Source organism: Mesorhizobium sp. CCNWLY176, from assembly GCF_037153935.1.
Classification (GTDB): Bacteria; Pseudomonadota; Alphaproteobacteria; order Rhizobiales; family Rhizobiaceae; genus Mesorhizobium_M; species Mesorhizobium_M zhangyense.
Genome location: NZ_JBBBDZ010000005.1, coordinates 100,156 through 124,762 on the forward strand (window position 1 = coordinate 100,156; position 24,607 = coordinate 124,762).

24 protein-coding genes and 1 tRNA gene are annotated in these 24,607 nt (G+C 63.2%); 20 read left to right on the top strand and 5 right to left on the bottom strand.

Annotated elements, in window-relative coordinates:
* Positions 1-200 precede the first annotated feature (200 nt).
* Both WBQ96_RS10215 and WBQ96_RS10220 read left to right on the top strand, forming a co-directional pair.
* Positions 201-1,292 (top strand): helix-turn-helix transcriptional regulator, encoded by a 1,092-nt coding sequence (locus tag WBQ96_RS10215; protein ID WP_336550146.1) that lies wholly within the window; start codon positions 201-203, stop codon positions 1,290-1,292.
* Between the two features lie 33 nt (positions 1,293-1,325).
* Positions 1,326-1,898 (top strand): alpha-ketoglutarate-dependent dioxygenase AlkB, encoded by a 573-nt coding sequence (locus WBQ96_RS10220; RefSeq protein ID WP_336550145.1) that lies wholly within the window; start codon positions 1,326-1,328, stop codon positions 1,896-1,898.
* A 48-nt stretch (positions 1,899-1,946) separates the two neighbouring features.
* Here WBQ96_RS10220 and WBQ96_RS10225 read toward each other — a convergent pair.
* Positions 1,947-2,036, bottom strand: a tRNA-Ser gene (locus WBQ96_RS10225).
* Positions 2,037-2,308: 272 nt separating this feature from the next.
* On the opposite strand from WBQ96_RS10225, the gene rplU reads away from it, so the two are divergent.
* From rplU to WBQ96_RS10240, 3 genes are all read left to right on the top strand, one after another.
* Positions 2,309-2,743 carry a 50S ribosomal protein L21 gene (gene rplU, locus WBQ96_RS10230; RefSeq protein WP_091909049.1) on the top strand — a complete coding sequence of 145 codons (435 nt, stop codon included), beginning with the start codon at positions 2,309-2,311 and terminating at the stop codon, positions 2,741-2,743.
* A 24-nt stretch (positions 2,744-2,767) separates the two neighbouring features.
* Positions 2,768-3,037 carry a 50S ribosomal protein L27 gene (gene rpmA, locus WBQ96_RS10235; RefSeq protein ID WP_165118214.1) on the top strand — a complete coding sequence of 90 codons (270 nt, stop codon included), beginning with the start codon at positions 2,768-2,770 and terminating at the stop codon, positions 3,035-3,037.
* A gap of 118 nt (positions 3,038-3,155) precedes the next feature.
* The gene (locus tag WBQ96_RS10240) at positions 3,156-3,746 is read left to right on the top strand and encodes a GNAT family N-acetyltransferase (protein WP_165118216.1); all 591 of its coding nucleotides are present in this window, start codon (positions 3,156-3,158) and stop codon (positions 3,744-3,746) included.
* A gap of 29 nt (positions 3,747-3,775) precedes the next feature.
* Here the strand turns inward: WBQ96_RS10240 and WBQ96_RS10245 are convergent, their stop codons facing one another.
* Complete coding sequence (locus WBQ96_RS10245; protein ID WP_336550141.1) at positions 3,776-4,636, bottom strand: endonuclease/exonuclease/phosphatase family protein; 861 nt, start codon at positions 4,634-4,636, stop codon at positions 3,776-3,778.
* 113 nt (positions 4,637-4,749) lie between these two features.
* Here WBQ96_RS10245 and obgE point away from each other — a divergent pair, with 113 nt between their 5' ends.
* The 4 genes from obgE (at position 4,750) to WBQ96_RS10265 (ending at position 9,068) form a co-directional block, all read left to right on the top strand.
* Complete coding sequence (obgE, locus tag WBQ96_RS10250; RefSeq protein WP_336550140.1) at positions 4,750-5,784, top strand: GTPase ObgE; 1,035 nt, start codon at positions 4,750-4,752, stop codon at positions 5,782-5,784.
* Between the two features lie 13 nt (positions 5,785-5,797).
* Positions 5,798-6,943, top strand: coding sequence for a glutamate 5-kinase (gene proB, locus WBQ96_RS10255; RefSeq protein WP_336550299.1), 1,146 nt, complete (start codon positions 5,798-5,800; stop codon positions 6,941-6,943).
* Positions 6,944-6,946: 3 nt separating this feature from the next.
* On the top strand, positions 6,947-8,233 hold the full coding sequence (locus WBQ96_RS10260) for a glutamate-5-semialdehyde dehydrogenase (RefSeq protein ID WP_336550138.1): 1,287 nt from the start codon (positions 6,947-6,949) through the stop codon (positions 8,231-8,233).
* Positions 8,234-8,477: 244 nt separating this feature from the next.
* Positions 8,478-9,068 carry a nicotinate-nucleotide adenylyltransferase gene (locus tag WBQ96_RS10265; RefSeq protein WP_336550297.1) on the top strand — a complete coding sequence of 197 codons (591 nt, stop codon included), beginning with the start codon at positions 8,478-8,480 and terminating at the stop codon, positions 9,066-9,068.
* A gap of 14 nt (positions 9,069-9,082) precedes the next feature.
* Here WBQ96_RS10265 and WBQ96_RS10270 read toward each other — a convergent pair whose 3' ends face one another.
* Positions 9,083-9,892, bottom strand: a complete 810-nt coding sequence (locus tag WBQ96_RS10270; protein WP_336550136.1) for a mechanosensitive ion channel family protein — start codon at positions 9,890-9,892, stop codon at positions 9,083-9,085.
* Positions 9,893-10,169: 277 nt separating this feature from the next.
* Here WBQ96_RS10270 and rsfS point away from each other — a divergent pair, with 277 nt between their 5' ends.
* From rsfS to WBQ96_RS10310, 8 genes are all read left to right on the top strand, one after another.
* The gene (gene rsfS, locus WBQ96_RS10275) at positions 10,170-10,547 is read left to right on the top strand and encodes a ribosome silencing factor (RefSeq protein ID WP_165118228.1); all 378 of its coding nucleotides are present in this window, start codon (positions 10,170-10,172) and stop codon (positions 10,545-10,547) included.
* A gap of 48 nt (positions 10,548-10,595) precedes the next feature.
* Positions 10,596-11,078, top strand: a complete 483-nt coding sequence (gene rlmH / locus WBQ96_RS10280) for a 23S rRNA (pseudouridine(1915)-N(3))-methyltransferase RlmH (protein ID WP_336550133.1) — start codon at positions 10,596-10,598, stop codon at positions 11,076-11,078.
* Between the two features lie 143 nt (positions 11,079-11,221).
* On the top strand, positions 11,222-12,541 hold the full coding sequence (locus WBQ96_RS10285; RefSeq protein ID WP_336550132.1) for a murein hydrolase activator EnvC family protein: 1,320 nt from the start codon (positions 11,222-11,224) through the stop codon (positions 12,539-12,541).
* Complete coding sequence (locus tag WBQ96_RS10290) at positions 12,531-13,859, top strand: S41 family peptidase (RefSeq protein WP_165118234.1); 1,329 nt, start codon at positions 12,531-12,533, stop codon at positions 13,857-13,859. Before WBQ96_RS10285 ends, WBQ96_RS10290 begins: the two co-directional genes overlap by 11 nt.
* A gap of 212 nt (positions 13,860-14,071) precedes the next feature.
* Positions 14,072-15,244 carry a divergent polysaccharide deacetylase family protein gene (locus WBQ96_RS10295; RefSeq protein ID WP_336550131.1) on the top strand — a complete coding sequence of 391 codons (1,173 nt, stop codon included), beginning with the start codon at positions 14,072-14,074 and terminating at the stop codon, positions 15,242-15,244.
* A gap of 8 nt (positions 15,245-15,252) precedes the next feature.
* On the top strand, positions 15,253-15,774 hold the full coding sequence (locus WBQ96_RS10300; RefSeq protein WP_336550130.1) for an RNA pyrophosphohydrolase: 522 nt from the start codon (positions 15,253-15,255) through the stop codon (positions 15,772-15,774).
* 263 nt (positions 15,775-16,037) lie between these two features.
* Positions 16,038-17,171 (top strand): alanine racemase, encoded by a 1,134-nt coding sequence (gene alr / locus WBQ96_RS10305; protein ID WP_336550129.1) that lies wholly within the window; start codon positions 16,038-16,040, stop codon positions 17,169-17,171.
* A 41-nt stretch (positions 17,172-17,212) separates the two neighbouring features.
* Positions 17,213-18,466 (top strand): D-amino acid dehydrogenase, encoded by a 1,254-nt coding sequence (locus tag WBQ96_RS10310; RefSeq protein WP_336550128.1) that lies wholly within the window; start codon positions 17,213-17,215, stop codon positions 18,464-18,466.
* A 24-nt stretch (positions 18,467-18,490) separates the two neighbouring features.
* On the opposite strand, the gene WBQ96_RS10315 is transcribed toward WBQ96_RS10310, so the two are convergent.
* Positions 18,491-19,372, bottom strand: coding sequence for a LysR family transcriptional regulator (locus tag WBQ96_RS10315; RefSeq protein WP_336550126.1), 882 nt, complete (start codon positions 19,370-19,372; stop codon positions 18,491-18,493).
* 340 nt (positions 19,373-19,712) lie between these two features.
* Here WBQ96_RS10315 and WBQ96_RS10320 point away from each other — a divergent pair, with 340 nt between their 5' ends.
* Positions 19,713-21,209 carry a CoA-acylating methylmalonate-semialdehyde dehydrogenase gene (locus tag WBQ96_RS10320; protein WP_336550124.1) on the top strand — a complete coding sequence of 499 codons (1,497 nt, stop codon included), beginning with the start codon at positions 19,713-19,715 and terminating at the stop codon, positions 21,207-21,209.
* A 436-nt stretch (positions 21,210-21,645) separates the two neighbouring features.
* Here the strand turns inward: WBQ96_RS10320 and WBQ96_RS10325 are convergent, their stop codons facing one another.
* A complete protein-coding gene (locus WBQ96_RS10325) occupies positions 21,646-22,317 on the bottom strand; it encodes a GntR family transcriptional regulator (protein WP_165118248.1) in 672 nt (223 codons plus the stop codon).
* A 109-nt stretch (positions 22,318-22,426) separates the two neighbouring features.
* On the opposite strand from WBQ96_RS10325, the gene WBQ96_RS10330 reads away from it, so the two are divergent.
* A complete protein-coding gene (locus WBQ96_RS10330) occupies positions 22,427-23,320 on the top strand; it encodes a dihydrodipicolinate synthase family protein (protein ID WP_336550119.1) in 894 nt (297 codons plus the stop codon).
* A 30-nt stretch (positions 23,321-23,350) separates the two neighbouring features.
* On the top strand, positions 23,351-24,607 hold the full coding sequence (locus tag WBQ96_RS10335) for an NAD(P)/FAD-dependent oxidoreductase (protein ID WP_336550118.1): 1,257 nt from the start codon (positions 23,351-23,353) through the stop codon (positions 24,605-24,607).

The window sequence follows — 24,607 nt, forward strand, 5'->3', positions numbered from 1 at the left end:
CGGGTTCGGCAATGGCTGTTCGCAGGATAGGACCGGAAAGCGGTTCTGGCGGGGCAGGAGTGAAGCCGGCGCGCAACAGTGAGATGCAATTCACGACGCACCGGGCAGTTTGGGGCGCAAGGGCCGGTCCTGCCGCGAAGCAACATGGACAGGGTTTTAAGCAACCGCTAGTTTCAGTCGTCTGGCGCGATTGGAACGGCATGAACCACGAGGGGCTTATCGACCGCATCTACGAGGCGGCTGTCGTTCCGGAACTGTGGCCCGGGGTGCTGCAGGACGTATCGACGCTGGCGGGATGTTTCGGCGGCATCCTTTTTACGGCGACGCCCGACAAGATCGGACGCTGGACCAGTTCGAGTAATGTCCACGAACTCATGACGGATTTCACCGGCGACCCGGAAATACAGGCCAATAATATTCGCCTGCAACGCGGCATAGCAGCAAACCGCCACGGGTTCTTCGGCAATGACGAGCTTTATGGCCGCGAGGAGATGGAAAGCAGTTTCGTCTACTCGAAATTCTTCCTGCCGCGAGGCCTTGGATACTGCGCAGGCACGGTCTTTCCGATGCCGAATGGCGACATGGCCGCATTCGACCTCGAGCGCCGCTATGCCGACGGGCCGGTTTCGCAGCAGGAGATCACCGTTCTGGATGTGCTGCGTCCTCATCTCGGGCGCGCCGCCGTTCTGGCGACGCGCCTCAATCTCGAACGCGCGCGCGTCGTCGTCGACGCGCTTGAAAGTGCTGGCCTCGCCGCAGCGATTCTCGGGATAACCGGACGCGTGCTTGCGGCCAATGCGCTTCTCGAAGGCATGTCGGCGCAATTCGTGTTCCGGGCGCACGACCGCATCGCCCTTGCGGATGCCGGCGCCAATGCCTTGTTCGGCGAGTCGATCGAACGACTTGCTTCGGCATCGTCGACCCGCTCCATCCCGGTTCCCGCATTGCCGGGCCATGCGGCCGCGGTCGCACATGTTCTTCCGCTGCCGGGCGAAGCAGCCGACGTTTTCTTTCGCGCCCATGCGCTCATGGTGGTGACGCGGCTCGACCGTCCGGCAGCACCTTCAGCAGAACTGCTGGGCGGCTTGTTCGACCTGACGCCAGCCGAAGCGCGGGTAGCGCGCAGCATTTCCGAAGGCAAGACCACCGAGGAAGCGGCCGCCGCACTCAACCTCTCACGGGAAACGGTGCGCTGGTACCTGAAGGCCATCTTCAGCAAGACAGGCGTGAGCCGCCAGGCTGAGCTCGGCGTGCTGCTTTCAGGGGCGGTGCTTCGCGGGCCGGACGGGTGAGGGAAGCAACCTGCAAGTAGGGACTGAAGCACGATGGATGCCCGAACGCTTCCCCCCGGAGCGGCTTATCTCCCGTTCTTCGTCTCGCAAGAGGAGGAGCAGACACTTATCGATTGTCTGGATCGGGGCGAATGGAGTTCCGAACTCAAGCGGCGCGTCCAGCATTTCGGCTATCGTTATGACTATCGCGCCCGAATGGTCACTGACGACGCTTATCTGGGTAAACCGCCGGAGTGGCTTCGATCACTTAGCGAGCGCTTGACGGAATTGAATGCTTATAACGATGTTCCGGATCAAATTATCGCCAACGAATACGTGCCTGGCCAAGGCATCAGCGCGCATGTCGATTGCGTGCCTTGCTTTTCCGAACGGATAGCTTCTCTGAGTTTGCTTTCCAGCTGCGAAATGATCTTCCGGAACGTGAAGAGCCGCGAAACTATTTCCTTAATGCTCGAGCCGCGTTCATTGCTCATTATGTCGGGCGCGGCACGTTATGAATGGACGCATGAGATTCCATCCCGCAAGACCGATACGGTCGCGGGCGAAAAACGACAGCGCGAAAGGCGGGTTTCGCTGACTTTCAGGAAGGTGGTGAGAGCAGTGTGATCCGCGCCGATGGCGTAAGACCCCGAGTATATACTTGCAAAGGCAAACTGGCGGAGAGGGAGGGATTCGAACCCCCGATGGGCTTGCACCCATGCCGCATTTCGAGTGCGGTGCATTCGACCACTCTGCCACCTCTCCGCGGTGTACTGGTCGGGCCGTTGCCGGCGCGGCGCTCTAGATAACGGCTGATGGGGTCTTGCACAAGGCCCCGTAACGCGCTTTCTGCAGTTTCGGTTGCGGGTTTGTCCGGTTTGGCTTGACACGTTGAAGGCCATTGGCTAAACGCGCACCATTCCGGCGTGGGGTCTTTCTCCGCGCCGGTCGTACTTTGAACCCCGCAGACTGACAAAAAGACGGCCCGACCGCTTCCATGCGGTCAAAAAGCCGGACCGAACAGCGAAAGGCAAAAAATGTTCGCAGTCATTAAAACGGGTGGCAAGCAGTATCGCGTTGCCGCCAATGACGTACTAAAAATCGGAAAGCTCGTCGCCGAAGCCGGCGATGTTGTCGAATTCGGTGAAGTTCTCGCTGTCGGCGAGGGCGAGAATGCAACGATCGGCGCTCCCTTCGTGGAAGGTGCTGTCGTAACGGCGGAAGTGGTCGTACAGGGCCGCGCACGCACCGTCATCGCATTCAAGAAGCGCCGCCGCCAGAACTCGCGCCGCACCCGCGGCCACCGCCAGCATGAAACCACCATCCGGATCTCCGAGATCCTGACCGGTGGCGCCAAGCCGGCGAAGAAGGCCGCAGCAAAGCCGGAAGCTACCGCCACGGCGGAAGTTGCCGAAAAGCCCGCCAAGAAGGCCGCGCCGAAAAAGGCTGCAGCCGCGGCGGAAACCGAATAAGACTGAGCACGAAGGAGAACAGCAATGGCACATAAGAAAGCTGGCGGTTCGTCGCGCAACGGTCGCGATTCAGAATCCAAGCGCCTCGGCGTGAAGAAGTTCGGTGGCGAAGCCGTCATTCCGGGCAACATCATCATCCGTCAACGCGGCACCCAGTGGCATCCCGGCGTCAATGTCGGCATGGGCACTGATCATACGCTTTTTGCGATGGCAACCGGCGCGGTCGCGTTCCGCAAAAAAGCCAATGGCCGTACCTACGTATCGGTCAACCCAATTACCAAAGCAGCGGAATAGCCGGATCCGCGAGACAACACCGGCGCCCCATCTCGGGACCGGTGTCTGGCAAAATCCAGAAAAAGGAACAGGGGAGATGGGTCGCCGTCTCCCCTTTTTCTTTGCCTGGAGGACTGAAATGGTTGCCGAATCGGAAGATTTTGAAGACGAGAGTCTGGCGATAGAGTGCCCGGTGCTGGTTACCGAGCGCCTGGTGATGCGTCCGCCGCATGCCGACGACATTCCCGAGCTGGCGATGCTCGCCAACAACCGCCGGGTGGCCGAGATGCTGTCGCGCATGCCGCACCCTTATGGCGAGGCCGAGGCGCGTTCGTTCCTCGCCATGTCGGGGCAGAAGCGTGTGGCCGGCTGCGTCTATGCGCTGACGCTGGCCGATACCGGCACCTTCATCGGTTGCGCCGGTCTCAACGGCACGGATCGCGGCCTCGAGCTCGGCTACTGGATCGGCGAACCCTACTGGAAGCGTGGGTTTGCCACTGAGGCAGCACACGCTCTGGTGGATCTTGCTTTCCGGGCGACCCAGATCAACGTGCTGCACGTCTCGTGCCGGGTCATCAACCCGTCGTCGCGGCGGGTGATCCACAAGTGCGGCTTCCAGTATGCGGGGCAGGGCATGCTGAACTCGATCGTCGCCGGGCAGGTGCCGGTCGAACGCTACCGGCTGGACCGCAAGACCTGGGTCAGCCTGCGGACGTGGCCGAAGTACTGATAATTGAGCGGCCGGTTCAGGCCGGCCGCTCAATCCAGTTCGAGCCACACCGGCAGATGGTCGGAGCCCTTTGCGTCGGTGTCGATCCATGTGCGCTTGACGCGGCCGGCAAGCGAAGCGTGGACGAAGGCGAAGTCGATGAGGCGGTTCTTTTCCGGCTTCCCGTCGTCCACCCAGCTTACAGCGCCTTCGGGGACGCCGCCGGCGAGCGAAAAGGCGTCGACAGGATGGTGAGCGACGATCTGGCGGCCCTCGGCGTAGTCGGCTTCGCCGGCCATGACGATATATTCCGGCGAGGTGCGGTCCATGTTGAAGTCGCCCAAAAGCACGAACTCCTCCGGGCTTGGCAGTTCGGGGAAGCCGAATTCGGAAACGCCGCTCGCAGCACCGCCTTCCATGGCATAGGCGTAGACGCGTTCCTTGAGATAACGGATTTGGGTGGCGCGCTCCTCGAGATTGAGGTGGTCGAGATGGACGGAATAGACACGGATCGGTCCGGAAGGCGCGGTGATAAGGGCCTCAAGGGCCGAGCGTTGCAGGTTGAGGCGGTTGAAGCGGCGCGTGCGCGGCAGCAGCAGGTTGCGCGAAGCCACGATCGGCCAGCGCGACAGCACCATGTTGCCGAATTGCAGGCGCTGGTTTGCCGGCTTGCCATTTGCGTCCCGGGTGCCGAAATCGACATCCATGGCGGGTCCGAAGATATAGAAGTAGTCAGGCAGCAGCGACGCCAGTCCGGCAACCAGATCGACGCCGCCATTGTGCGGGAGGTTACGCGTGACTTCCTGCAACGTGATGATGTCGGCTCCATCGAGGCTGGCGGCAATGCGTTCGAGATCGAACTTGCCGTCGCGGCCGATGCCGTACTGGATATTGTAGGTGACCAGCTTCATGTCTTCTCCTCGCCGCCGTCGATGCGAACCGCCAATCCCACCCTCGCGCTCGCGTGCTCTTTGCGCTACAGCACAGTCGAAGAAAAACCAATAACAGTGAAACCCTTGTTGCGATGAAATTTCTAGATCAGGCCAAAGTCTACATCTGCTCCGGCAACGGGGGTGCCGGCAGCGTCTCGTTCCGGCGGGAAAAGTTCATCGAGTTCGGCGGGCCGGACGGCGGCGACGGCGGCCGTGGCGGCGATGTCTGGCTGGAAGTCGTCGATGGGCTGAACACGCTGATCGATTATCGCTACCAGCAGCATTTCAAGGCCCAGACCGGCGTGCATGGCATGGGCCGCAACATGACGGGCGCCAAAGGCGCCGACATCACGCTGAGGGTGCCGGTCGGCACGCAGGTCTATGAAGAAGACAACGAGACACTGATTTGCGACCTGACCCAGGTCGGGCAGCGCTTCCGGCTGGCAGCGGGCGGCAATGGCGGTTTCGGCAACCAGCATTTCAAGACCTCGACCAATCAGGCGCCGCGCCGCGCCAATCCCGGCCTGGACGGCCAGGAAATGTGGGTCTGGCTCAGGCTCAAGCTGATTGCCGACGCCGGCCTCGTCGGCCTGCCCAATGCCGGCAAGTCGACCTTCCTTGCGGCGGTGACGGCGGCCAAGCCCAAGATCGCCGACTATCCCTTCACTACGCTGCATCCGGGCCTTGGCGTTGCGCGCATCGATGCGCGCGAATTCGTCATCGCCGATATTCCGGGCCTGATCGAAGGCGCGCATGAAGGCGTCGGCATCGGCGACCGCTTCCTCGGCCATGTCGAGCGCACCCGCGTGCTTTTGCATCTGGTCTCGGCCCAGGAAGAGAACCCGGGCAAGGCCTACAAGACCGTGCGTGCCGAGCTTGAGGCTTATGGCCACGGCCTGGCCGACAAGGTCGAGATCGTTGCGCTGAGCCAGGTCGATACGCTCGACCCAGATGCGCGCAAGAAAAAGGTCGCTTCGCTGAAGCGGGCTGCAGGCCGTGCGCCGATCCTGCTTTCGGCGGCGACGCGAGAGGGCGTGGAAGAGACGCTGCGCGCGTTGATGGGCGAGGTTCAGGCGTCGCGGGCCGAGGCGGAGCCTGTAGAGGCAGACGACCGGTGGGCAAAATAGGCTGGTCATGAGCGTGCATTCCCTCAAAAAATACCGGCGCATCACGGTGAAAATCGGCTCGGCCCTGCTGGTCGATCGCGCGGCGGGGTTGAAACGTGACTGGCTGGCCTCGATTGCCGACGATATCGCCGCCCTTGCGGCGAATGGGGCGGAGGTGCTGGTGGTGTCTTCCGGCGCCATTGCGCTCGGGCGCACTGTTGTCGGCCTCGGCAAGCGTGTGCTGAAGCTGGAGGAGAGCCAGGCCTGTGCGGCTGTCGGCCAGATCGCCCTTGCCGGCGCGTGGTCGGACGAGCTTGGGCGCAACGGGCTCAAATCCGGCCAGGTGCTGGTGACGCTCGGTGATACCGAGGAGCGCCGGCGCTATCTCAATGCGCGCGCGACCATCTCGACCCTGCTCAAGATGAAGGCGGTGCCGGTCATCAACGAGAACGACACGGTGGCGACCTCCGAAATCCGCTATGGCGACAACGACCGGCTGGCCGCCCGCGTGGCGACGATGATGGGCGCGGACCTTTTGGTGCTGCTGTCCGATATCGATGGGCTCTACACCGCGCCGCCGGCACTCGATCCGGCGGCGAAATTCATTCCACTGGTCGAGCGCATCACGCCCGACATCGAGGCGATGGCGGGGGCTGCGGCCTCGGAGCTGTCGCGTGGCGGCATGCGCACCAAGCTCGACGCTGGCAAGATCGCGACGGCGGCGGGCACGGCGATGATCATCACCTCCGGCACGCGGCTCAATCCACTGAGCGCCATCGAGCGCGGCGAACGCGCCACCTTCTTCAAGCCCAGCGCCAATCCGGTGAAGGGCTACAAGACCTGGATTGCAGGGCAGCTCGAGCCTGCGGGCCGGCTGACGGTCGATGCCGGCGCGGTCGGCGCGCTGCTTTCGGGCAAGTCGCTATTGCCGGCGGGCGTCCGGAACGTCAGCGGCAACTTTTCGCGGGGTGACACCGTCGCGATCGTCAGCCCGGAGGGGCGGGAGATTGCGCGTGGCCTAATTGCCTATGACGCAGCCGATGCCGTAAGGATCGCTGGGTTGAAGACGAACGAAATCGCCGCCGTGCTTGGCTATGAAGGACGGTCGGCTATGATCCATCGCGACGATCTGGTGGTGAGCCATTCGGGCGTTATGGAAACGGTGCAGGCGGAAGGATGAACCATGCTGACGACGCATGAAAAATCCGGTGAAGACACGATCTCCCTGATGGCCGACATCGGCCGCAAGGCGCACGCGGCTGCGCGACCGTTGGCCATTGCAAGCACCGAGCGCAAGAATGCCGCCCTGATCGGCATGGCTGAGGCCATCATCCGCGGCGAGCAGGCGATTCTGGATGCCAACGCCATCGACGTGCAGAACGGCGAAGAATCGGGGATCAGCGGCTCCTTCATGGACCGGTTGAAGCTCGATCCGAAGCGAATTCGTGACATGGCTGACGGCATCCGGGCGATTGCCGAACTGCGCGATCCGGTCGGCGAGGTCATTGCCGAATGGGACCGTCCCAATGGCCTTCATATCGAGCGCGTGCGCACGCCGCTCGGCGTTGTCGGCGTCATCTATGAGAGCCGCCCGAATGTGACGGCGGATGCCGGCGCGCTGTGCCTGAAGGCCGGCAATCCCGTCATCCTGCGCGGCGGCTCGGATTCGCTCAATTCGTCGGCTGCGATCCATGCCTGCCTCGTCGAGGGGCTGAAGGCGGCGAACCTGCCGGCAGAGGCGATCCAGCTCGTGCCGACGACGGATCGCGCGGCGGTCGGTGAAATGCTGAAAGGGCTTTCCGGCAATCTCGACGTTATCATTCCGCGCGGCGGGCGCAGCCTGGTCGAGCGCGTGCAGACCGAGGCGCGTGTACCGGTCTTTGCCCATCTCGAAGGCATCTGCCATCTCTACATCGACAAGTCGGCCAAGCTCGACATGGCGGTGGGAATCGCCGTCAACGCCAAGATGCGCCGCACCGGCATTTGTGGGGCGGCCGAGACGCTGCTGGTCGACCGCGTTGTGGCGTCCACGCATCTGGTGCCGATCCTCGAGGCGCTGCGGGCGGCAGGCTGCGAAATCCATGCCGACGAGGAGGTTTTGAAGGCCTTCTCCGATGCAAAGCCGGCAACCGATGCCGACTGGGTGACGGAATATCTCGACGCGATCCTCGCGGTGAAGCTCGTCGACGGCGTCTCGGGCGCGATCGAGCATATCGAGACCTTCTCCTCACACCACACCGAGGCGATCGTGGCCGAGGACGCTAACGCCGTGGAGCGGTTCTTCAACGAGATCGACTCGGCCATCCTGCTGCACAACGCCTCGACGCAATTCGCCGATGGCGGCGAGTTCGGCATGGGCGCCGAGATCGGCATCGCCACCGGCAAGATGCATGCGCGAGGCCCGGTCGGCGTCGAGCAGCTGACCTCCTTCAAGTACCGCGTGCGCGGGGCCGGGCAGGTGCGGCCGTGAGCAAGCTTGCGTCTTACCCTCCCCCTTGCGGGGAGGGTCGGCGAACCAATGCCGCGAAGCGGCATTTGCGAGCCGGGGTGGGGGTGGAGACGATGTGCTCCATTCCGACCTGACAGTGCCGGTTTCACCACCCCCACCCCGCTCCGCTACGCGGATCGACTCGCCAGGGCGAGCCGCGGGTCTCGCCCGTCCTTCGGACCCCCGCAAGGGGGAGGGTGAGAGCGTCGCGTCCCATTATCTCCGTATGCCGCATGTCGAGAAGGGCATGCAGGTCGGCCTGTTCGGCGGCTCGTTCAATCCGCCCCATGGCGGTCATGCGTTGGTTGCCGAAATCGCGCTGCGGCGGCTGCGGCTCGACCAGCTTTGGTGGATGGTGACGCCGGGCAACCCGCTGAAAAGTTCGCGCATGCAGGCCCCGCTGGCCGAGCGCATCGGCCTTTCGGAGAAGATCGCCAAGGACCCGCGCGTAAAAGTCACCGCCTTCGAGGCGGCGCATCATGTGCGCTACACCGCCGATACGCTGGCACTGATCAAGGCGCGCAATCCGGGCGTCGATTTCGTCTGGATCATGGGTGCCGACAATCTGCGCGATTTTCACCGCTGGCAGCGCTGGCGCCAGATCGTCATGACTTTTCCGATCGCGGTGATCGACCGGCCCGGCGCGACCTTGTCGTTCCTGTCGTCGGCGGTGGCCAAGACCTTCGACTATGCCCGCGTCGACGAGGCGGATGCACCGCGCCTGGCGCGGATGAAGGCGCCGGCCTGGACCTTTATCCATGGCCCGCGCTCCTCGCTGTCGTCCACGGCCATCCGCAAGGCGAACGGCGGCGGCTGAGCGCCGTTTTGGTTCTACTTGTTCGATATGCCCTTGGCCTCGAAAGCCAGTTTTGCCTTCTTGGTCAGGTCGAGCTTGGTTGCGAAGAAATCGGCGGCGGATGTCCAGTATCTCAGGGTGATCGCGACAGTGCTGTCGCCCAGCTCGTTGACGAAAGCAGACGGTGCGGTGTCCTTTTTGACTCGGCTGTCGGCTTTCGCCAGATCCATGAATGTCGATTGCGCCAGGTCGATATCGGCGTCGTAGCCGATGCCGATGGTGATGTCATTGCGCCGGACACCATTGCGGGTGAGGTTGCGGACCGGCTGGTTCCACAGCGTGGAGTTGGGCGCCAGCACGAAAATGCCATCGGCGGCGCGCAGGCGGGTGGCAAACAGGCCGATCTCCTCGATCGTGCCGGTAACAGAACCGATCTCGACATATTCTCCGATGCGGAAGGGCCTGAGCACGAGCAGCATGATGCCGGCCGCGATGTTCTGCAACGTGCCCTGAAGCGCCAGGCCGACGGCGAGGCCGATCGCGCCGATGGCGGCGATGATGGAAGCTGTCTGGACGCCGAACTGGCCCAGCACCATGACGATGACCAGCACGAGGATCGCGTAGCGCGCGATCTTGGAGAAGAACTGGCAAAGGGTCGGGTCGAAGCCGCGAATGCGGCTAAGGCCGGCGAATATCGCGCGCTCGATCATGCCGGCGACGAGATAGCCGACGATCAGCAGGATGATCGCGCCAAGCACCGAGAAGGAATAGGTTACGGCGAGTGCGCTCGCCTGGCTCACCCCGGCCTGAACGGCGGCCATAGCTTCCTGGGTGTCGAGTTCCATAGGGGCTCCTTTCACGTCTGCGAAACGAATAAGCCACCCCGCCCATCGGTTCCTGCTCGAAAGATTTCATGATGGCAGCTTCGGACGGGTGATCGCAACCCGTGCCTGTTCAGCCACTGTCGGCAGCCGATTGAGGCTCATGCATTTGTGCGTCTTGAAAGTGTTGCACGACTCTGCCTATCTATGAGGTGTCCTGCGATAAAAAGCAGGGCGTTTCGTTGTTCTTGTTTCGGAAGGAAAGACACTGAGAACAGCACTGCGGAAGAAGGCAACCATCATGCCTTCGCCGGCCGGGATGAGCGGAAACGACTCCGTGTCCCGCGCCTTAGAAACTGTCCTTGCCAGTCTGGAAGACTCCAAGGCCGAAAACATCGTCCCCATCGATCTTTACGGGAAGTCGAGCCTCGCCGATCACATGGTGATCGCGTCGGGCCGGTCGCACCGTCATGTCGCAGCGGTGGCCGATCAACTCCTGAAGGCGCTGAAGGAAGCCGGTCTCGGCACTGCGCGCGTCGAGGGGCTTGAGGGCGCCGACTGGGTCCTGATCGATTCTGGCGATATCATCGTCCACGTCTTCCGCCCCGAAGTCCGCGACTTCTACAATCTTGAAAAGATGTGGCAGGCGCCGGATCTCGACGGAGAAACGGTTCACTAAGGTCCAGCGTCCCGAAGGATCGGGACAGGACTTTAGGGTCAGGACAGGATGAAGATTGCTGTACATGCCGTGGGCCGGATGAAGGCCGGCCCCGACAAGGAGCTGGCCGACCGCTATTTGGACCGCTTCGCCAAGAGCGGTCCGGCCATAGGGCTGGAGTTCACCGGCGTCGTCGAGACGCCGGAAAGCCGCGCGCAGACCGTTGCCGAACGCAAGCGCGAGGAAGCGGAAAAACTTCGCGCGCAACTGGTCTCGGGTGCTGCACTTATCCTGCTCGACGAGCGCGGCAAGAACATTTCCTCGGAAGATCTCGCCGGCAGGATCGGCACCTTGCGCGACGGTGGACAGCGAAATCTCGTCGTCGCCATCGGCGGGCCTGATGGCCACGATGCAGAATTGCGAGAGAGTGCCGCTCTCGTTCTGTCCTTCGGGGCGCTGACTTGGCCGCACCAGCTGGTGCGCATCATGCTGGCCGAGCAGCTTTATCGCGTCGCGACCATTCTTTCTGGGCATCCTTATCATCGTTCGTGATTTCGGCCTTCGCGCGAAAGTTCGACAAAATCCACCGTGGGTTTGCGCATCGATCGAACCTTCACGACATGGTTGATGGTTCGTTAACGAAGAGATCGCTAAGGTCGGGTGGAACACACAGCGCGTCGGGAATGACTGGAACGATGGTTGCGAGATCAGGGCTTGGGCGGTTGCGCCGCGGCGTCTTCGCCGTGGCTGCGATCGTGCTTGCCGTGACCGCCGCCCAGGGCCAGGACGCAGACGCGATCGTTGCCGATCAGGCCGCGCGTCAGGCCGAATACGAAAAAGTCTCGCAGGATATGACGCTTTCGGCCGCCAGGCTGGAGCAGCTTTCCGCCGACATCGCCAAGGTCCGCAAGGACCATGCGACGATCACCGCAGCCCTTATCCAGTCGGCCAAGACCGAAAAGAAACTCAGCGAGGATATCGACGACATCACCGGCCGGCTTGAAGGCCTGAAGGATCAGGAAGACGGCATCCGCCAGTCTCTGGCGGCGCGGCGCGGCGTTCTCGCCGAGGTTCTGGGCGCGCTGGAGCGCATGGGGCTGAACCCGCCGCCGGCGATCCTGGTGAAACCGGAGGATGCGCTGTCTTCCGTCCGCAGCGCCATTCTGCTCGGTGCCGTGGTGCCCGAACTGCGCTCGGAGACCGAAATTCTCCTTGCCGACATGAAGGAAATGTCGCGCGTCACCGCTTCCATCGATGCCGAGCGCCAGCGGCTGGTGGCGTCGGTCGCCGATCAATTGACCGAGAAGAAGCGTCTCAGCCTGCTGCTCGAACAGAAGCAGCGCCTGCAGGGCGAGACCGAGACGGCCCTGAAGGACGAGCAGAGCAATTCGGAAAAGCTCGCTGCGAAGGCGGGCAGCCTGCAGGGGCTTATCGCTTCGCTGGAAAAGCAGGCTGACGACAGCCGCAAGCAGGCGGAAGCAGAAAAAAAGGCGGAAGAACAACGCCTTGCCAGCGAGGCCGAGCGCACCGCGCCGCCCGAGGCTAACCGCCTGACCGCAACTGCGCCTTTTTCGGCCCTGCGCGGGCAGGTTTCGCTGCCAGTCACGGGCCGCGTCAAGAAGCGATTCGGCGCCAAGGACGATAACGGCGGCGTGATGCATGGCGACATGGTTGCGACACAATCGGGAGCCATCGTCACCGCGCCGGCCGATGGAAGCGTATTGTATGCGGGGCCCTTCCGTTCTTATGGACAACTCTTGATCCTGAACGCGGGCGACGGTTATCATGTCGTTCTGGCGGGCATGAGCAGAATCAGTGTCTCGCTGGGTCAGTCCGTCCTTGCAGGCGAACCGATTGGCGCGATGGGAGAGGCCAGGGTGGCAAGCACCGCGGCATCACCCAATGGAAATATTGGTCCGGAACTCTATGTCGAGTTCCGCAAGGATGGAAAACCGGTCGATCCGACCCCATGGTGGGCGGAGCGTCTTTCTGGAAGGACAGGAAATGATACGTAAATTGTCGCTTCTGTTTGCAGGTGCGCTCATGGGCGCATCGGCAATGACGCTCGTCTATGGGGCGCCGGGCTCGACAGCCAATGCGGCAGGGTCCGAGACCTATCGCCAGCTGGCGATCTTCGGCGACATTTTCGAGCGCGTGCGGGCGCAGTATGTGACACCGCCGGATGAGAAGTCGCTGGTCGAAAGCGCCGTCAACGGCATGCTGACCTCGCTCGATCCGCATTCGTCCTACATGAACGCTGAAGCAGCCAAGGATATGCGCGTCCAGACCAAGGGCGAGTTCGGCGGCCTTGGCATCGAAGTCACCATGGAAAACGACTTGGTCAAGGTCATCACCCCGATCGACGACACGCCCGCCGCCAAGGCCGGCGTGCTTGCCGGCGATTTCATTGCCAAGATCGATGGCGAGGAAGTGCGCGGCCTGACGCTCAACGACGCGGTCGAGAAGATGCGCGGGCCGGTCGGCACGCCGATCAAGCTGACGATCCTGCGCGAAGGCGCCGACAAGCCGATCGAGCTGTCGGTCACGCGCGACATCATCAAGGTCAAGGCGGTGAAGTACCGCGTCGAGAACGACGTCGGCTACATGAAGATCACCTCCTTCACCGAAAAGACCTTCGACGACCTGCAAAACGCGATCGACACGATCAAGAAGCAGGTGCCGAACGACAAGCTCAAGGGCTATGTGCTCGACCTGCGCCTGAACCCGGGCGGCCTGCTCGACCAGGCGGTGAGCGTGTCCGACACCTTCCTGGACAAGGGCGAGATCGTCTCGACCCGTGGCCGCGATCCGAAGGACATCACCCGCTTCGACGCCCGTCCGGGCGACCTGATCGATGGCAAGCCGCTGATCGTGCTCGTCAATGGCGGTTCGGCCAGTGCCTCGGAAATCGTCGCCGGTGCGCTGCAGGATCATCGCCGCGCCACCGTGGTCGGCACGCAGTCCTTCGGCAAGGGTTCGGTGCAGACCATCATCCCGCTCGCCGAGAACGGCGCACTGCGGCTGACGACGGCGCTCTATTACACGCCGTCGGGCAAATCGATCCAGGGCAAGGGCATCACGCCTGACATCAAGGTCGACCAGCCGCTGCCGGACGACCTGAAGGGACGCGACCTGACGCGTGGCGAATCCGACTTGAAGGGCCATATCAAGGGCGTGGAAGAGAGCGACCAGGGTTCCGGTTCGTCGGCCTATGTGCCGCCGGAAGCCAAGGACGACATCCAGCTCAACTATGCGCTGGACCTGCTCCGTGGCAACAAGACCGACCCGGCTTTCCCGCCGAGCCCTGAAAAGGCTGTCATGAACAACCAGTAAGCGCTGCCGGGCAGACGCGATCTGCCCCAGTGTTTGAAATGCAAATCCGCCGGAAATTTTCCGGCGGATTTTTTTACGGCGCAGCTTCTCGCCGATATCACTCCGAACCAATCGAAAATCGGGTTTTCTCAAGCCGCACGCTCTTTAGTTGAACGCCGGATTCTGCGACAACGGATATCCGTTGTCCGGTCCGATTCTCTAAGGAATACGGCTTGTCCGATAAGGAAATCGATCGCCCGCTAGGTCAGGCTGCCGCGGCTACGCGCCGGTCATCGCGCGGCTTTTCGTTGCGCGCCGGTCCAGCCGCCCTGGCGCTGGCGGCAATCGTGATCGTTGCCGGCTCCAGTTTGATCGCCTTTCGGGAACGGCCGTTCCGCAATCCGTCGCTGGTTGCCGTTTCGACGCCGCAGGTGACCGAGCCTGCAAAAACGGAGGCTGCCGCCGGGCCTGCTTCGGTGTCCTCCGCCAACACGGCTGCCCAGCCCGCCGATGGCCCATCGATCATCCATGTCGAACCGCCGGAAGGGGCTTCGAACGGCGTTGTCGTCATCCGCGATCCGTCGGCTCTGGGCCAGAACCTGCGCGTCGCGCATCTGCCCGACAAGGCGCTGATCGAGCAGAGCGAGACGGGGCTTTTGCCGATCCGCGCCGCTGACGGCCGGCGGCCGTTCGATGTCTATGCGCGACCGTGGTCCGGCGCGCGCGGCGCGCGTGTGGCGATCGTCATCGGCGGTCTCGGCCTGTCGCAGACGGGCACGCAGGAAGCCATCGCCAAGCTGCCGCCGGAAGTGACGCTGGCCTTCGCGCCGGGGGGCAACAGCATCGGCCGCTGGATGCAGGAAGGCCGCCGCGAGGGCCACGAGATCGTCATGCAGGTGGCGCTGGAGCCGTTCGACTACCCGAACGTAAATCCCGGCCGCAACACGCTGACGGTGGCGGCACCGGCTGCCGAGAATTTGAAGAACCTGCGCTGGACGCTGTCGCGGACGACCAACTACACCGGCGTGATGAATTATATGGGCGCGCGGTTTGCCGCCGATGCTGCGGCGATGGGGCCGATCATGGCCGAACTCGGCAAGCGCGGCCTGCTCTATCTCGACGATGGCTCGACTGCGCGCAGCGTGGCGCCGGAACTGGCGCTGAAGAACCGCGTGCCGGTTGCCGTTGCCGATGCCACGATCGATGCGGTGCGCGACCGTGGCGAAATCCTGAAGAAACTCGACCAGCTCGAAAGCACGGCGCGCGCCAAGGGCTTTGCCGTCGGCACGGGATCGGCCTTTGACATGACTGTCGATGCCGTGTCCTCCTGGGTCGAGGAAGCAAAGCGGCGCGGCATCGAGATCGTGCCGATCTCGGCACTCGCCACCGACCCGGAACGCGGCTGAAGGACATCATGGCAAAGCACAAGAAGATCGACCCGGAATCGCTGCCCTATCGCCCTTGCGTCGGCATCATGGTGCTGAATGGCGACGGGCTGGTCTGGTCCGGGCATCGCATCGCCGAGCCGGACAGCGAGATGGCCGGCACCGACAAGCTCTGGCAGATGCCGCAGGGCGGCATCGACAAGGGCGAAGACCCGCTGCCGGCGGCCCTGCGCGAGCTCTATGAGGAAACCGGTATGCGCAGCGTCTCGCTGCTGGCCGAAGCGCCGCGTTGGATCAATTACGACCTGCCCGCCGACAAGCTCGGCATCGCCTTCAAGGGCAAATATCGCGGCCAGACGCAGAAATGGTTCGCCTTCCGCTTCGAAGGCAATGAGAGCGAAATCGCCATCAACCCGCCGCCCGGCGGCCACGAGCCGGAGTTCGACGACTGGGCGTGGAAGCCGATGACCGACCTGCCCGAGCTGATCGTGCCGTTCAAGCGCAAGCTCTATGAGGAGGTCGTCGCGGCCTTCCGCCATCTGGCGCCGTGATAGGCGCGGGCTGAGGCCTCCGCCGACACCTCTGATAAATTCCCCGCGCGCGCGGCGTTTCGCCGTCGCCTGATCCAACGTAAGCTGCGCTTTCGCTGCAAGCTGATGTTGCAGTGCAACCTTGTTTGCATTATGGGAGGTTTACGCACGATCCTCGAAGAATGTCGGACTTATTGAAAGGATTCTGCGTAATTTTTGAATGTTGCGCAAGCAATCATCTAAAATTGATGATTGCGCGCTGAAATCTGAGGATTTCGAGCGGAATGGACCGGGACAACGCAAGAATATGCGAAACATCGCAGCCGAGCCTCGCGGAGGCGGGTGCGGTGCTGACGATCGACCTCTCGGCGTTGCGCGAAAACTACCGGCTGCTGAAGAGCCATCTCGGAGCCACGCGCTGCGCCGGCGTGGTCAAGGCCGACGCCTATGGGCTGGGTGCTGCCGAAGTGGCGAAGGCGCTGCTTGCTGAGGGCTGCGACACGTTCTTCGTTGCGCATCTCGGCGAGGGGCTGGCCCTGCGCGCCATGCTCGGTGACGGCCCCAAAATCTACATCCTGAACGGCACGCCGCCCGGTGCGGAAGCCGAAGCTGCCGCCGCTGATCTGATCACGATCGCCAACAGCCTCGAGCAGCTTGCTGCCTGGGCTACCGCTGCAAAGGCGCTCGGCAAAAAGCTGCCCATGGCGCTTCAGGTCGACAGCGGCATGTCGCGGCTCGGCATGATGCCTGGAGAGGTCGAGACGCTGGCGCGCAATCCCGGCCTGCTCGACGGCGTCGAGGTCAGGCTGGTGATGAGCCATCTCGCCTGCGCCGACGAGCCGGAGCATCCGGCCAATGCCGCGCAGAAGAAGGCTTTTGATCTCCTGCGCTCTCTGCTGCCGGCGGCACCCGCGTCGCTCACCAATTCGTCAGGCATATTTCTCGGGCCGGATTATCATTACGATCTCGCCCGGCCGGGTGCGGCGCTCTACGGCATCAATCCGACCCCGGGCAAGCCGAACCCGATGCGCGAGGTCATCCGGCTTTCGGCAAAAGTCATCCAGACGCGCACGCTGGAGACGGATATCGGCGTCGGTTACGGCCACACTTTTCGCACCACTGGACCGCTGCGGGTGGCTACCATCTCGCTGGGCTACGCCGATGGCTGGCATCGCCGTGCGGCTGCCGGTGCTTTCTTCAACGGCGTCAGGCTGCCCTTCGTCGGCCGCGTCTCGATGGACAGCATCATCATCGACATCTCGGCGCTGCCCGAAGGCGCGCTGAAGGCCGGCGATCTGGTCGAGATGATCGGCAGCCACCAGACGGTGGACGACGTTGCCGGTCATGCCGGCACCATCGGCTACGAGGTGCTGACCGGGCTCGGCCATCGTTTTCATCGGATTTACGAAGGCGGCTGAGGGGGCTCTCCCGCCGCAGGCAATTTTCAAGGGGTTCTGCAATGAAGGTTCTTGTTCTGGGAAGCGGCGTGGTGGGTATCACCAGCGCGCATTATCTGGCGGAAGCCGGCCATGAGGTCGAGGTGGTGGACCGCCAGAGCGGCCCGGCGCTGGAAACCAGCTTCGCCAATGCCGGCGAAGTGTCGCCCGGCTACTCCTCGCCCTGGGCCGGGCCCGGCATTCCGATGAAGGCGATCAAATGGCTGCTGATGCGCCATGGCCCGCTGGTCGTTCGCCCGAAATTCGATCCGGCGATGTGGTCGTGGCTGTTGAAGATGCTCGGCAACTGCACCTCGGCGCGCTACGCCGTCAACAAGGCGCGCATGGTGCCGATTGCCGAATACAGCCGCGACATGCTGATGGCGTTGCGCGCCTCGACCGGCATCGCCTATGACGAGCGCAGCCAGGGCACGCTGCAGCTTTTCCGCACGCAGAAGCAGCTCGACGGCATTGGCGGCGACGTCGAGGTGCTGAAGCAGTTCGGCGTGCCGTTCGAGGTGCTGGACCCTGCCGGCTGCATCGGCGCTGAGCCGGCGCTGGCCGCCGTGAAAGGAAAATTCGTCGGTGGCCTGCGGCTGCCGGGCGACGAGACGGGTGACTGCCAGATGTTCACCGAGCGTCTGGCCGCGCATTGCGCCGGGCGCGGCGTGAGCTTCCGTTTCAACACGAAGATCGAGAAGATCATCACCGAAGGCGGGCGGATCACCGGCGTCGCCACCAGCGCCGGGGTGCTGACCGCCGACGCCTATGTCGTGGCGCTTGGCAGCTATTCGCCGATCATTTTGAAGCCGCTAGGGCTTTCCGTGCCGGTTTATCCCGTAAAGGGCTATTCCATCACCGTGCCGATCACCAATGCTGACGGCGCTCCGGTCTCGACGGTCATGGACGAAACCTACAAGGTCGCGATCACGCGTCTCGGCGACCGCATCCGCGTCGGCGGCACCGCGGAAATCTCGGGCTACGACCTCAGCCTGCACCAGGCGCGGCGCGACACGCTGGAACATTCGGTCTCCGACCTGTTCCCGAATGGCGGCGCGGTGAAGGAAGCGAGCTTCTGGTGCGGCCTGCGCCCGATGACGCCGGACGGCCCGCCGATCATCGGCAAGACGCGCTATGACAATCTCTTCCTCAACACCGGCCACGGCACGCTGGGTTGGACCATGTCCTGCGGCTCGGGCCGTGTGCTTGCGGATATCGTCTCCGGGACGAAGCCGGAGATCGATACGGGCGCACTCAACCTCAGCCGCTACGGCTAAACTGTCCCCGGTGCCCCCGGTGCATTACACGAACAGCGCGCGCTCCGCTTCCACCGCCTTGGTGATGTAGCCGGCGACAGTCTGGATGCGGCGCAGCGGGCGCACGGATTCGTGGTAGACGAGCCAATAGGCGCGGCGGATCGGTTTTGCCGCCGGCACCGGCACGAGTTCGGGTAGCGAGCGGGCGATGAATGTGTGCAGCATGCCGATGCCGGCGCCTGCCCGCACCGCTTCGGTCTGGCCGAGGCTCGACGAGATGGAAAAGCCGGCGTTCCAGTCCGGGCTGAATTCGGCGGCATAGTCCAGCGAGGGGCTGACGACGAGGTCCGGCACATAGCCGACGAGGCGATGATTGGCGAGTTCGGCCACCGTCTGCGGCAGGCCGTTTTCCTCGGCATAGGCGCGCGAGGCGAAGAGGCCGAGCGTATAGTCGACCAGCTTGCCGGCGACGAGGCGGCCTTCGCTCGGCCGCTCGACGGTGATGGCGATGTCGGCCTCGCGCCGCGACAGCGAGAAGGAGCGCGGCACCGGCACGAGCTGGATCTTCAGGTCGCGGTGCATCGCGGTGAGTTTTCCAAGACGCGATGCGAGGAAGGCAACGCCGATACCGTCCGGCGCGCCGATGCGCACTGTGCCCGAAACCGCGTCGCCTTCGCCGGCAATCTCGGCCCGCGCCGAGATCATGTCGGCTTCCATGCGCTCTGCGACTTCCAGAAAGCGCTCGCCGGCAGGCGTCAGTTCGCTGCCGGTGGTGAGGCGGCGGAACAGCTTTGTGTTCAGCGCTTCCTCAAGGGCTGCAACGCGGCGCGATACGGTGGCGTGGTTGAGTTCCAGACGGCGTGCCGCACCCAGGATCTGGCCGGCGCGCGCGACCGCGAGGAATATTCTTACATCGTCCCAGTTCATCGAGCCTCCATTGCGGCAAGCCTTCTTCTCCCCGTCTCTATACGGGGAGAAGATGCCGGCAGGCAGATGAGGGGCGGAGCGAACCCTGCCAGCACAGGCGCTGCCCCTCATCCGACCCTTAGCCTGTCCTTGGGCTTGCCAAAGGCAAGACCCGGGGAGGCCACCTTCTCCCCGTGAACGGGGAGAAGGAAGTGCCAGCGTCCTCTTATTTGCATTAAATCATATTCCGCAGCGCGCTGTACTCTACTTTCTGCACAACGGTTGGTTTTCTGCTCGCGTTGCAATGTGGTCCGCAAAGCAGGACAATGGCCTTAATCAACAATCCCCAGGGAGAGAAATCATGGTCGATTACGGTCATTTCATCGGCGGCAAGCATGTCGCCGGCACCAGCGGACGCAAGCAGGACGTGATGCAGCCGATGGATGGCACGGTGCGCGGTACGGTGGCGCTGGCATCGGCTGCCGAACTGCGCGCAGCCGTCGAGAACGCCAAGGCCGCTCAGGTCGGCTGGGCCGCGACCAACCCGCAGCGCCGCGCGCGCGTGCTGATGAAATTCCTCGAACTGGCCAACCGCGAATATGATTCACTGGCCGAACTTCTGGCCCGCGAGCATGGCAAGACCATTGCCGACGCCAAGGGCGACATCCAGCGTGGCCTCGAAGTGGTCGAGGTCTGCATCGGCGCGCCGCATATGATGAAGGGCGAATTCACCGACAATGCCGGCACCGGCATCGATGTTTATTCGATGCGCCAGCCGCTCGGCGTCGTTGCCGGCATAACCCCTTTCAACTTCCCGGCCATGATCCCGCTGTGGAAGATCGCCCCGGCACTCGCCTGTGGCAACGCCTTCATCCTCAAGCCATCCGAGCGCGATCCGGGCGTGCCGCTGCGCATCGCCGAACTGTTCCTCGAGGCCGGCCTGCCGGCAGGCGTGCTCAATGTCGTGAATGGCGACAAGACGGTGGTCGACGCAATTCTCGACGATCCCGATATCAAGGCCATCGGCTTCGTCGGCTCGACGCCGATCGCGCAGTACATCTATTCGCGCGGCTGCGCCAACGGCAAGCGCGTGCAGTGCTTCGGCGGCGCCAAAAACCACATGATCATCATGCCCGACGCCGACATGGACCAGACCGTCGACGCCCTCATCGGCGCCGGCTACGGCTCGGCCGGCGAGCGTTGCATGGCCATCTCGGTTGCCGTTCCGGTCGGTGAGGACACCGCCAACCGCCTGATGGAAAAGCTGGTCCCCCGCGTCGAAAGCCTGAAGGTCGGCCCCTCGACCGACTCCTCGGCCGATTTCGGTCCTGTCGTGACCGCCCAGGCGCTGGAGCGCATCAAGGATTACGTCGACATCGGCGTGAAAGAAGGCGCCAAGCTCGTCGTCGACGGCCGCGGCTTCAAGATGCAGGGCTATGAGAACGGCTACTATATGGGCGGCTGCCTGTTCGACAATGTTACCGCCGACATGCGCATCTACAAGGAAGAAATCTTCGGGCCGGTGCTTTCGGTCGTCCGCGCGCCGACCTACGAAAACGCCATCAAGCTCGCCAACGATCATGAAATGGGCAACGGCGTTGCCATCTTCACCCGCGACGGCGATGCGGCACGCGATTTTGCATCCCGCGTTCAGGTCGGCATGGTCGGCGTGAACGTGCCGATCCCGGTGCCGATCGCCTACTACACCTTCGGCGGCTGGAAGGCTTCGTCCTTCGGTGACCTCAACCAGCACGGCGCGGACGCCTTCCGCTTCTACACCAAGACCAAGACGGTAACCTCGCGCTGGCCGTCGGGTGTCAAGGATGGAGCCGAGTTCGTCATTCCGACGATGAACTAGAGACCGCCCGCTAACTCTACCCTGCTGGCCATCTGACGCGGTTTTCTGCGCTTCCGGTGCTCACGTACTTAAATGTACGCTCCGCTCCGGTTCTCGAAAACCACCCCATATGACTCGGCAGGGCGAGTTATCAAGCAGCCTCCGGGCCTGCGATGAATTGATTTCAAAGAGCGCGGCATCGTCCGCGCTCTTTTTGTTTGTTTGTGGGGGGCGCGGGGTTGGCGATTAGCGATTCCTCGCCCCTACGAAGTGGGGGAGAGGTGGCTCGGGCGAAGCCCAAGACGGAGAGGGGGTCTCGTTGATCTCGGCAATACCGATATGATCGACGCCCCTCCGCCAGCCTACCGCGCTTCATCCTCCCCCTCTCCGGTTTGCTTCGCAAACCACCTCTCCCACGCAAGAGCGGGGGCGAGGAACCGCTGCTTCGGCGTGGGAATCACCGCATCGCAGCGGCCTGCGCGTGCAAGCGCAGGAGCGCCATCAGTCGGTCGGCTTCGATGCCGGCGGCTTCCTCGTCGCGTTCGAGGATGGCGCGGATGAGTGAGACGTGGTTGCCGGCGGCCTCGGCGAGGCCCGTTCCGCTCTGGAAGCGAAACCAGAAGCGGCGGCTATGCGTCTGTAGCGGGGCGACGAGCTGGGCGGCGAAACGGTTGTCGGCGGCGAGCGCCATGGCCTCGTCGAGCGACTTGTCGGCCTCGAGATAGCCGGCGACGTCGTTGGTCAGCACGGCATCGTGCATGGCCATCGCCGTCTCCTGGAAACGGCTGGACATTTCAGCGGTGGCGAAGCGCGCGGCCGAACGGGCCAGAATCACCTCCACGCCACGGCGTGCATCGAGGACGCGCAGCCAGTCGCCGGCATGCAGCGGTGCGATCTCGAGGCCGGCGCGCGGACGCACCGAGACCAGCCCTTCCCATGCCAGGCGCTGGATCGCCTCGCGAACGGGGGTGCGCCCGAGCGACAATTTTTCGATCAGCGCCTTCTCGGTGGTGACGCTGCCGGGCGCCAGTTCGAGCGTGACGATCATTTTTTCGAGCACGCGATAGGCTTTCGCGCTGGCGGATTCGGCGATGTCCACGCGTTCCGGCTTGCTGTCGACGGTATTCAAGGCTGCTCATTCCGGTTGATATATTTTTTGATATATCAGGCTGTAAAGCCAATTGACAGAAGGAATTCTTTACAGATATATCTGTGGTATATCAGATGGAGCGACCGATATGTGGACCGGAGTCTTTCCCGCAGTAACGACCAAATTCACCGAGGACGACCGCCTCGACCATGCCGAGATGGAGCGCTGCTTTACGCTGCAGATGGAGGCGGGTTGCGACGGCATCATCGTCGCCGGTTCGCTGGGCGAGGGGCCGATGCTGTCGGTCGAGGAAAAGCTTTCGGTGCTGAAGACGGCGCAGGGCGTGGCCAATGGCAAGCCGGTGCTTCTGACCATCAATGAGGCGGGAACGCGTGAGGGTGCTGCGATTGCCAAGCAGGCGGCGGCTGCAGGTGCTGACGGCCTGATGATCGTGCCGAGCCCGATCTATCACACCAACCCGCAGGAGACGGTCGCCACGCTGAAGGCGATGGCCGCAGGCGGCGGCTTGCCGGTGATGATCTATTCCAACCGCGTCGCCTACCGCGTCGATGTCACCGTCGAGGTGATGGAGGAACTGGCATCCGATCCGCTGTTCGTGGCGGTCAAGGAATCGTCAGACGACATCCGCCGCTCGACCGAGATCATCAACCGCTTCGGCGACCGTTTTGATCTTTTCACCGGCGTCGACAATCTGGCCTTCGAGGCGCTCAGCGTTGGCGCCATTGGTTGGGTTGCCGGTCTTGTCACGGCCTTTCCGCGCGAGACGGTGGCGATCTACCAGCTCATGAAGCAGGGTCGCCGGGAAGAGGCACTCGCCATCTATCGCTGGTTCCGCCCGCTGCTAGACCTCGACGTCTCGAGCTATCTGGTCCAGAACATCAAGCTTGCCGAGGTTCACGCCATCGGCACAAATGACCGCGTACGCATGCCGCGCCAGCCGCTTTCGGGCGAGCGCCGCAACGCGGTCGAGAAGATCGTTAGGGATGCACTTGCAGTCAGGCCGGTATTGCCGTCCTTCTGATCGCTGAAATCAGAGACGGCGGGAGGCGTCATGAGTGGAAGCAGTTCAGGCGAGGTGGAAGTGGCCATCATAGGTGCCGGCATCGTCGGCATCTGTGCTGCGGCTCATCTCGCTGAGGCCGGGCTCAAGGTGACGGTGTTCGACCGCACCGGCATCTGCGAAGAAACCAGTTCCGGCAATGCTGCAGCACTCGCCTTTTCCGATGTGCTGCCGCTGGCGCATAAGGGCATGCTGGCGCAGGTGCCGAAATGGCTTCTCGATCCGCTCGGCCCGCTGGCCATTCCGCCGGCCTATTTCCCAAAGCTTCTGCCCTGGCTCTATCGCTTCTGGCGCGCCGGTGCGGCTGACAAGTATGAGAGCGGGCTGGTCGCGCAGGCCAGCCTGATGAAGCTCGCCGAGGCTGCCTGGGCCGGGCTGATGCAGCGCTCCGGCACGAAATCCATGCTGCGCGAGGACGGCTCGCTGGAACTCTATGAGAGCGAGCAGGAGTTTCGCGACTCGCTGCCTGGCTGGGCCGCGCGCGACCGTTTTGGTATCGGCTATCGCCATCTCGAGAAGGATGAAATCTCGGCCTATCAACCCGGCCTGTCGCCGGATCTGGTCCGCGGCACTTTCGTTCCGGGCTGGAAGACCGTTTCGGATCCGAAACTGCTCGGTAAGGCGATCTGGAAATATGCTGAGAGCAGAGGCGCGAAGTTCGTGCAGGGCGACGTCGCGCTCGCCATGCCGTCGAACGGCAGGATCACGATACAGCTGAAACAGGGCTGCACGATCCTGGCGGATAAACTCGTCATTGCTGCCGGCGCGTGGTCTCATCTTCTGGCGCGACAGTTCGGCGACCGGATTCCGCTCGAAACCGAGCGTGGCTACAACACGACGCTACCGGCAACCGCCTTCGACCTGAAGCGCCAGATCATCTTCTCGCATCAGGGTTTCGTCGTCACGCCGCTGGAAACCGGCATCCGCGTCGGCGGCGCGGTCGAGCTTGGCGGGTTGTATCGTCCGCCGAATTTCGCCCGCGCAAAAGCGATGATGAAAAAGGCGCAGAAATTCATGCCGGGGCTCGATCCATCGGGCGGGCGCGAATGGATGGGCTATCGCCCGTCGCTGCCGGATTCGCTGCCGGTCATCGGCCACGCCAAGGGCCGTGACAATGTCTTCTACGCTTTCGGCCACGGCCATCTTGGCCTGACGCAATCGGCGGCCACTGGCGCCTTGATCCGCGACCTCGTTCTGCGGCAGGCTCCGGAAATCGACCTGTCACCTTTTTCTGCTCAACGCTTCTGA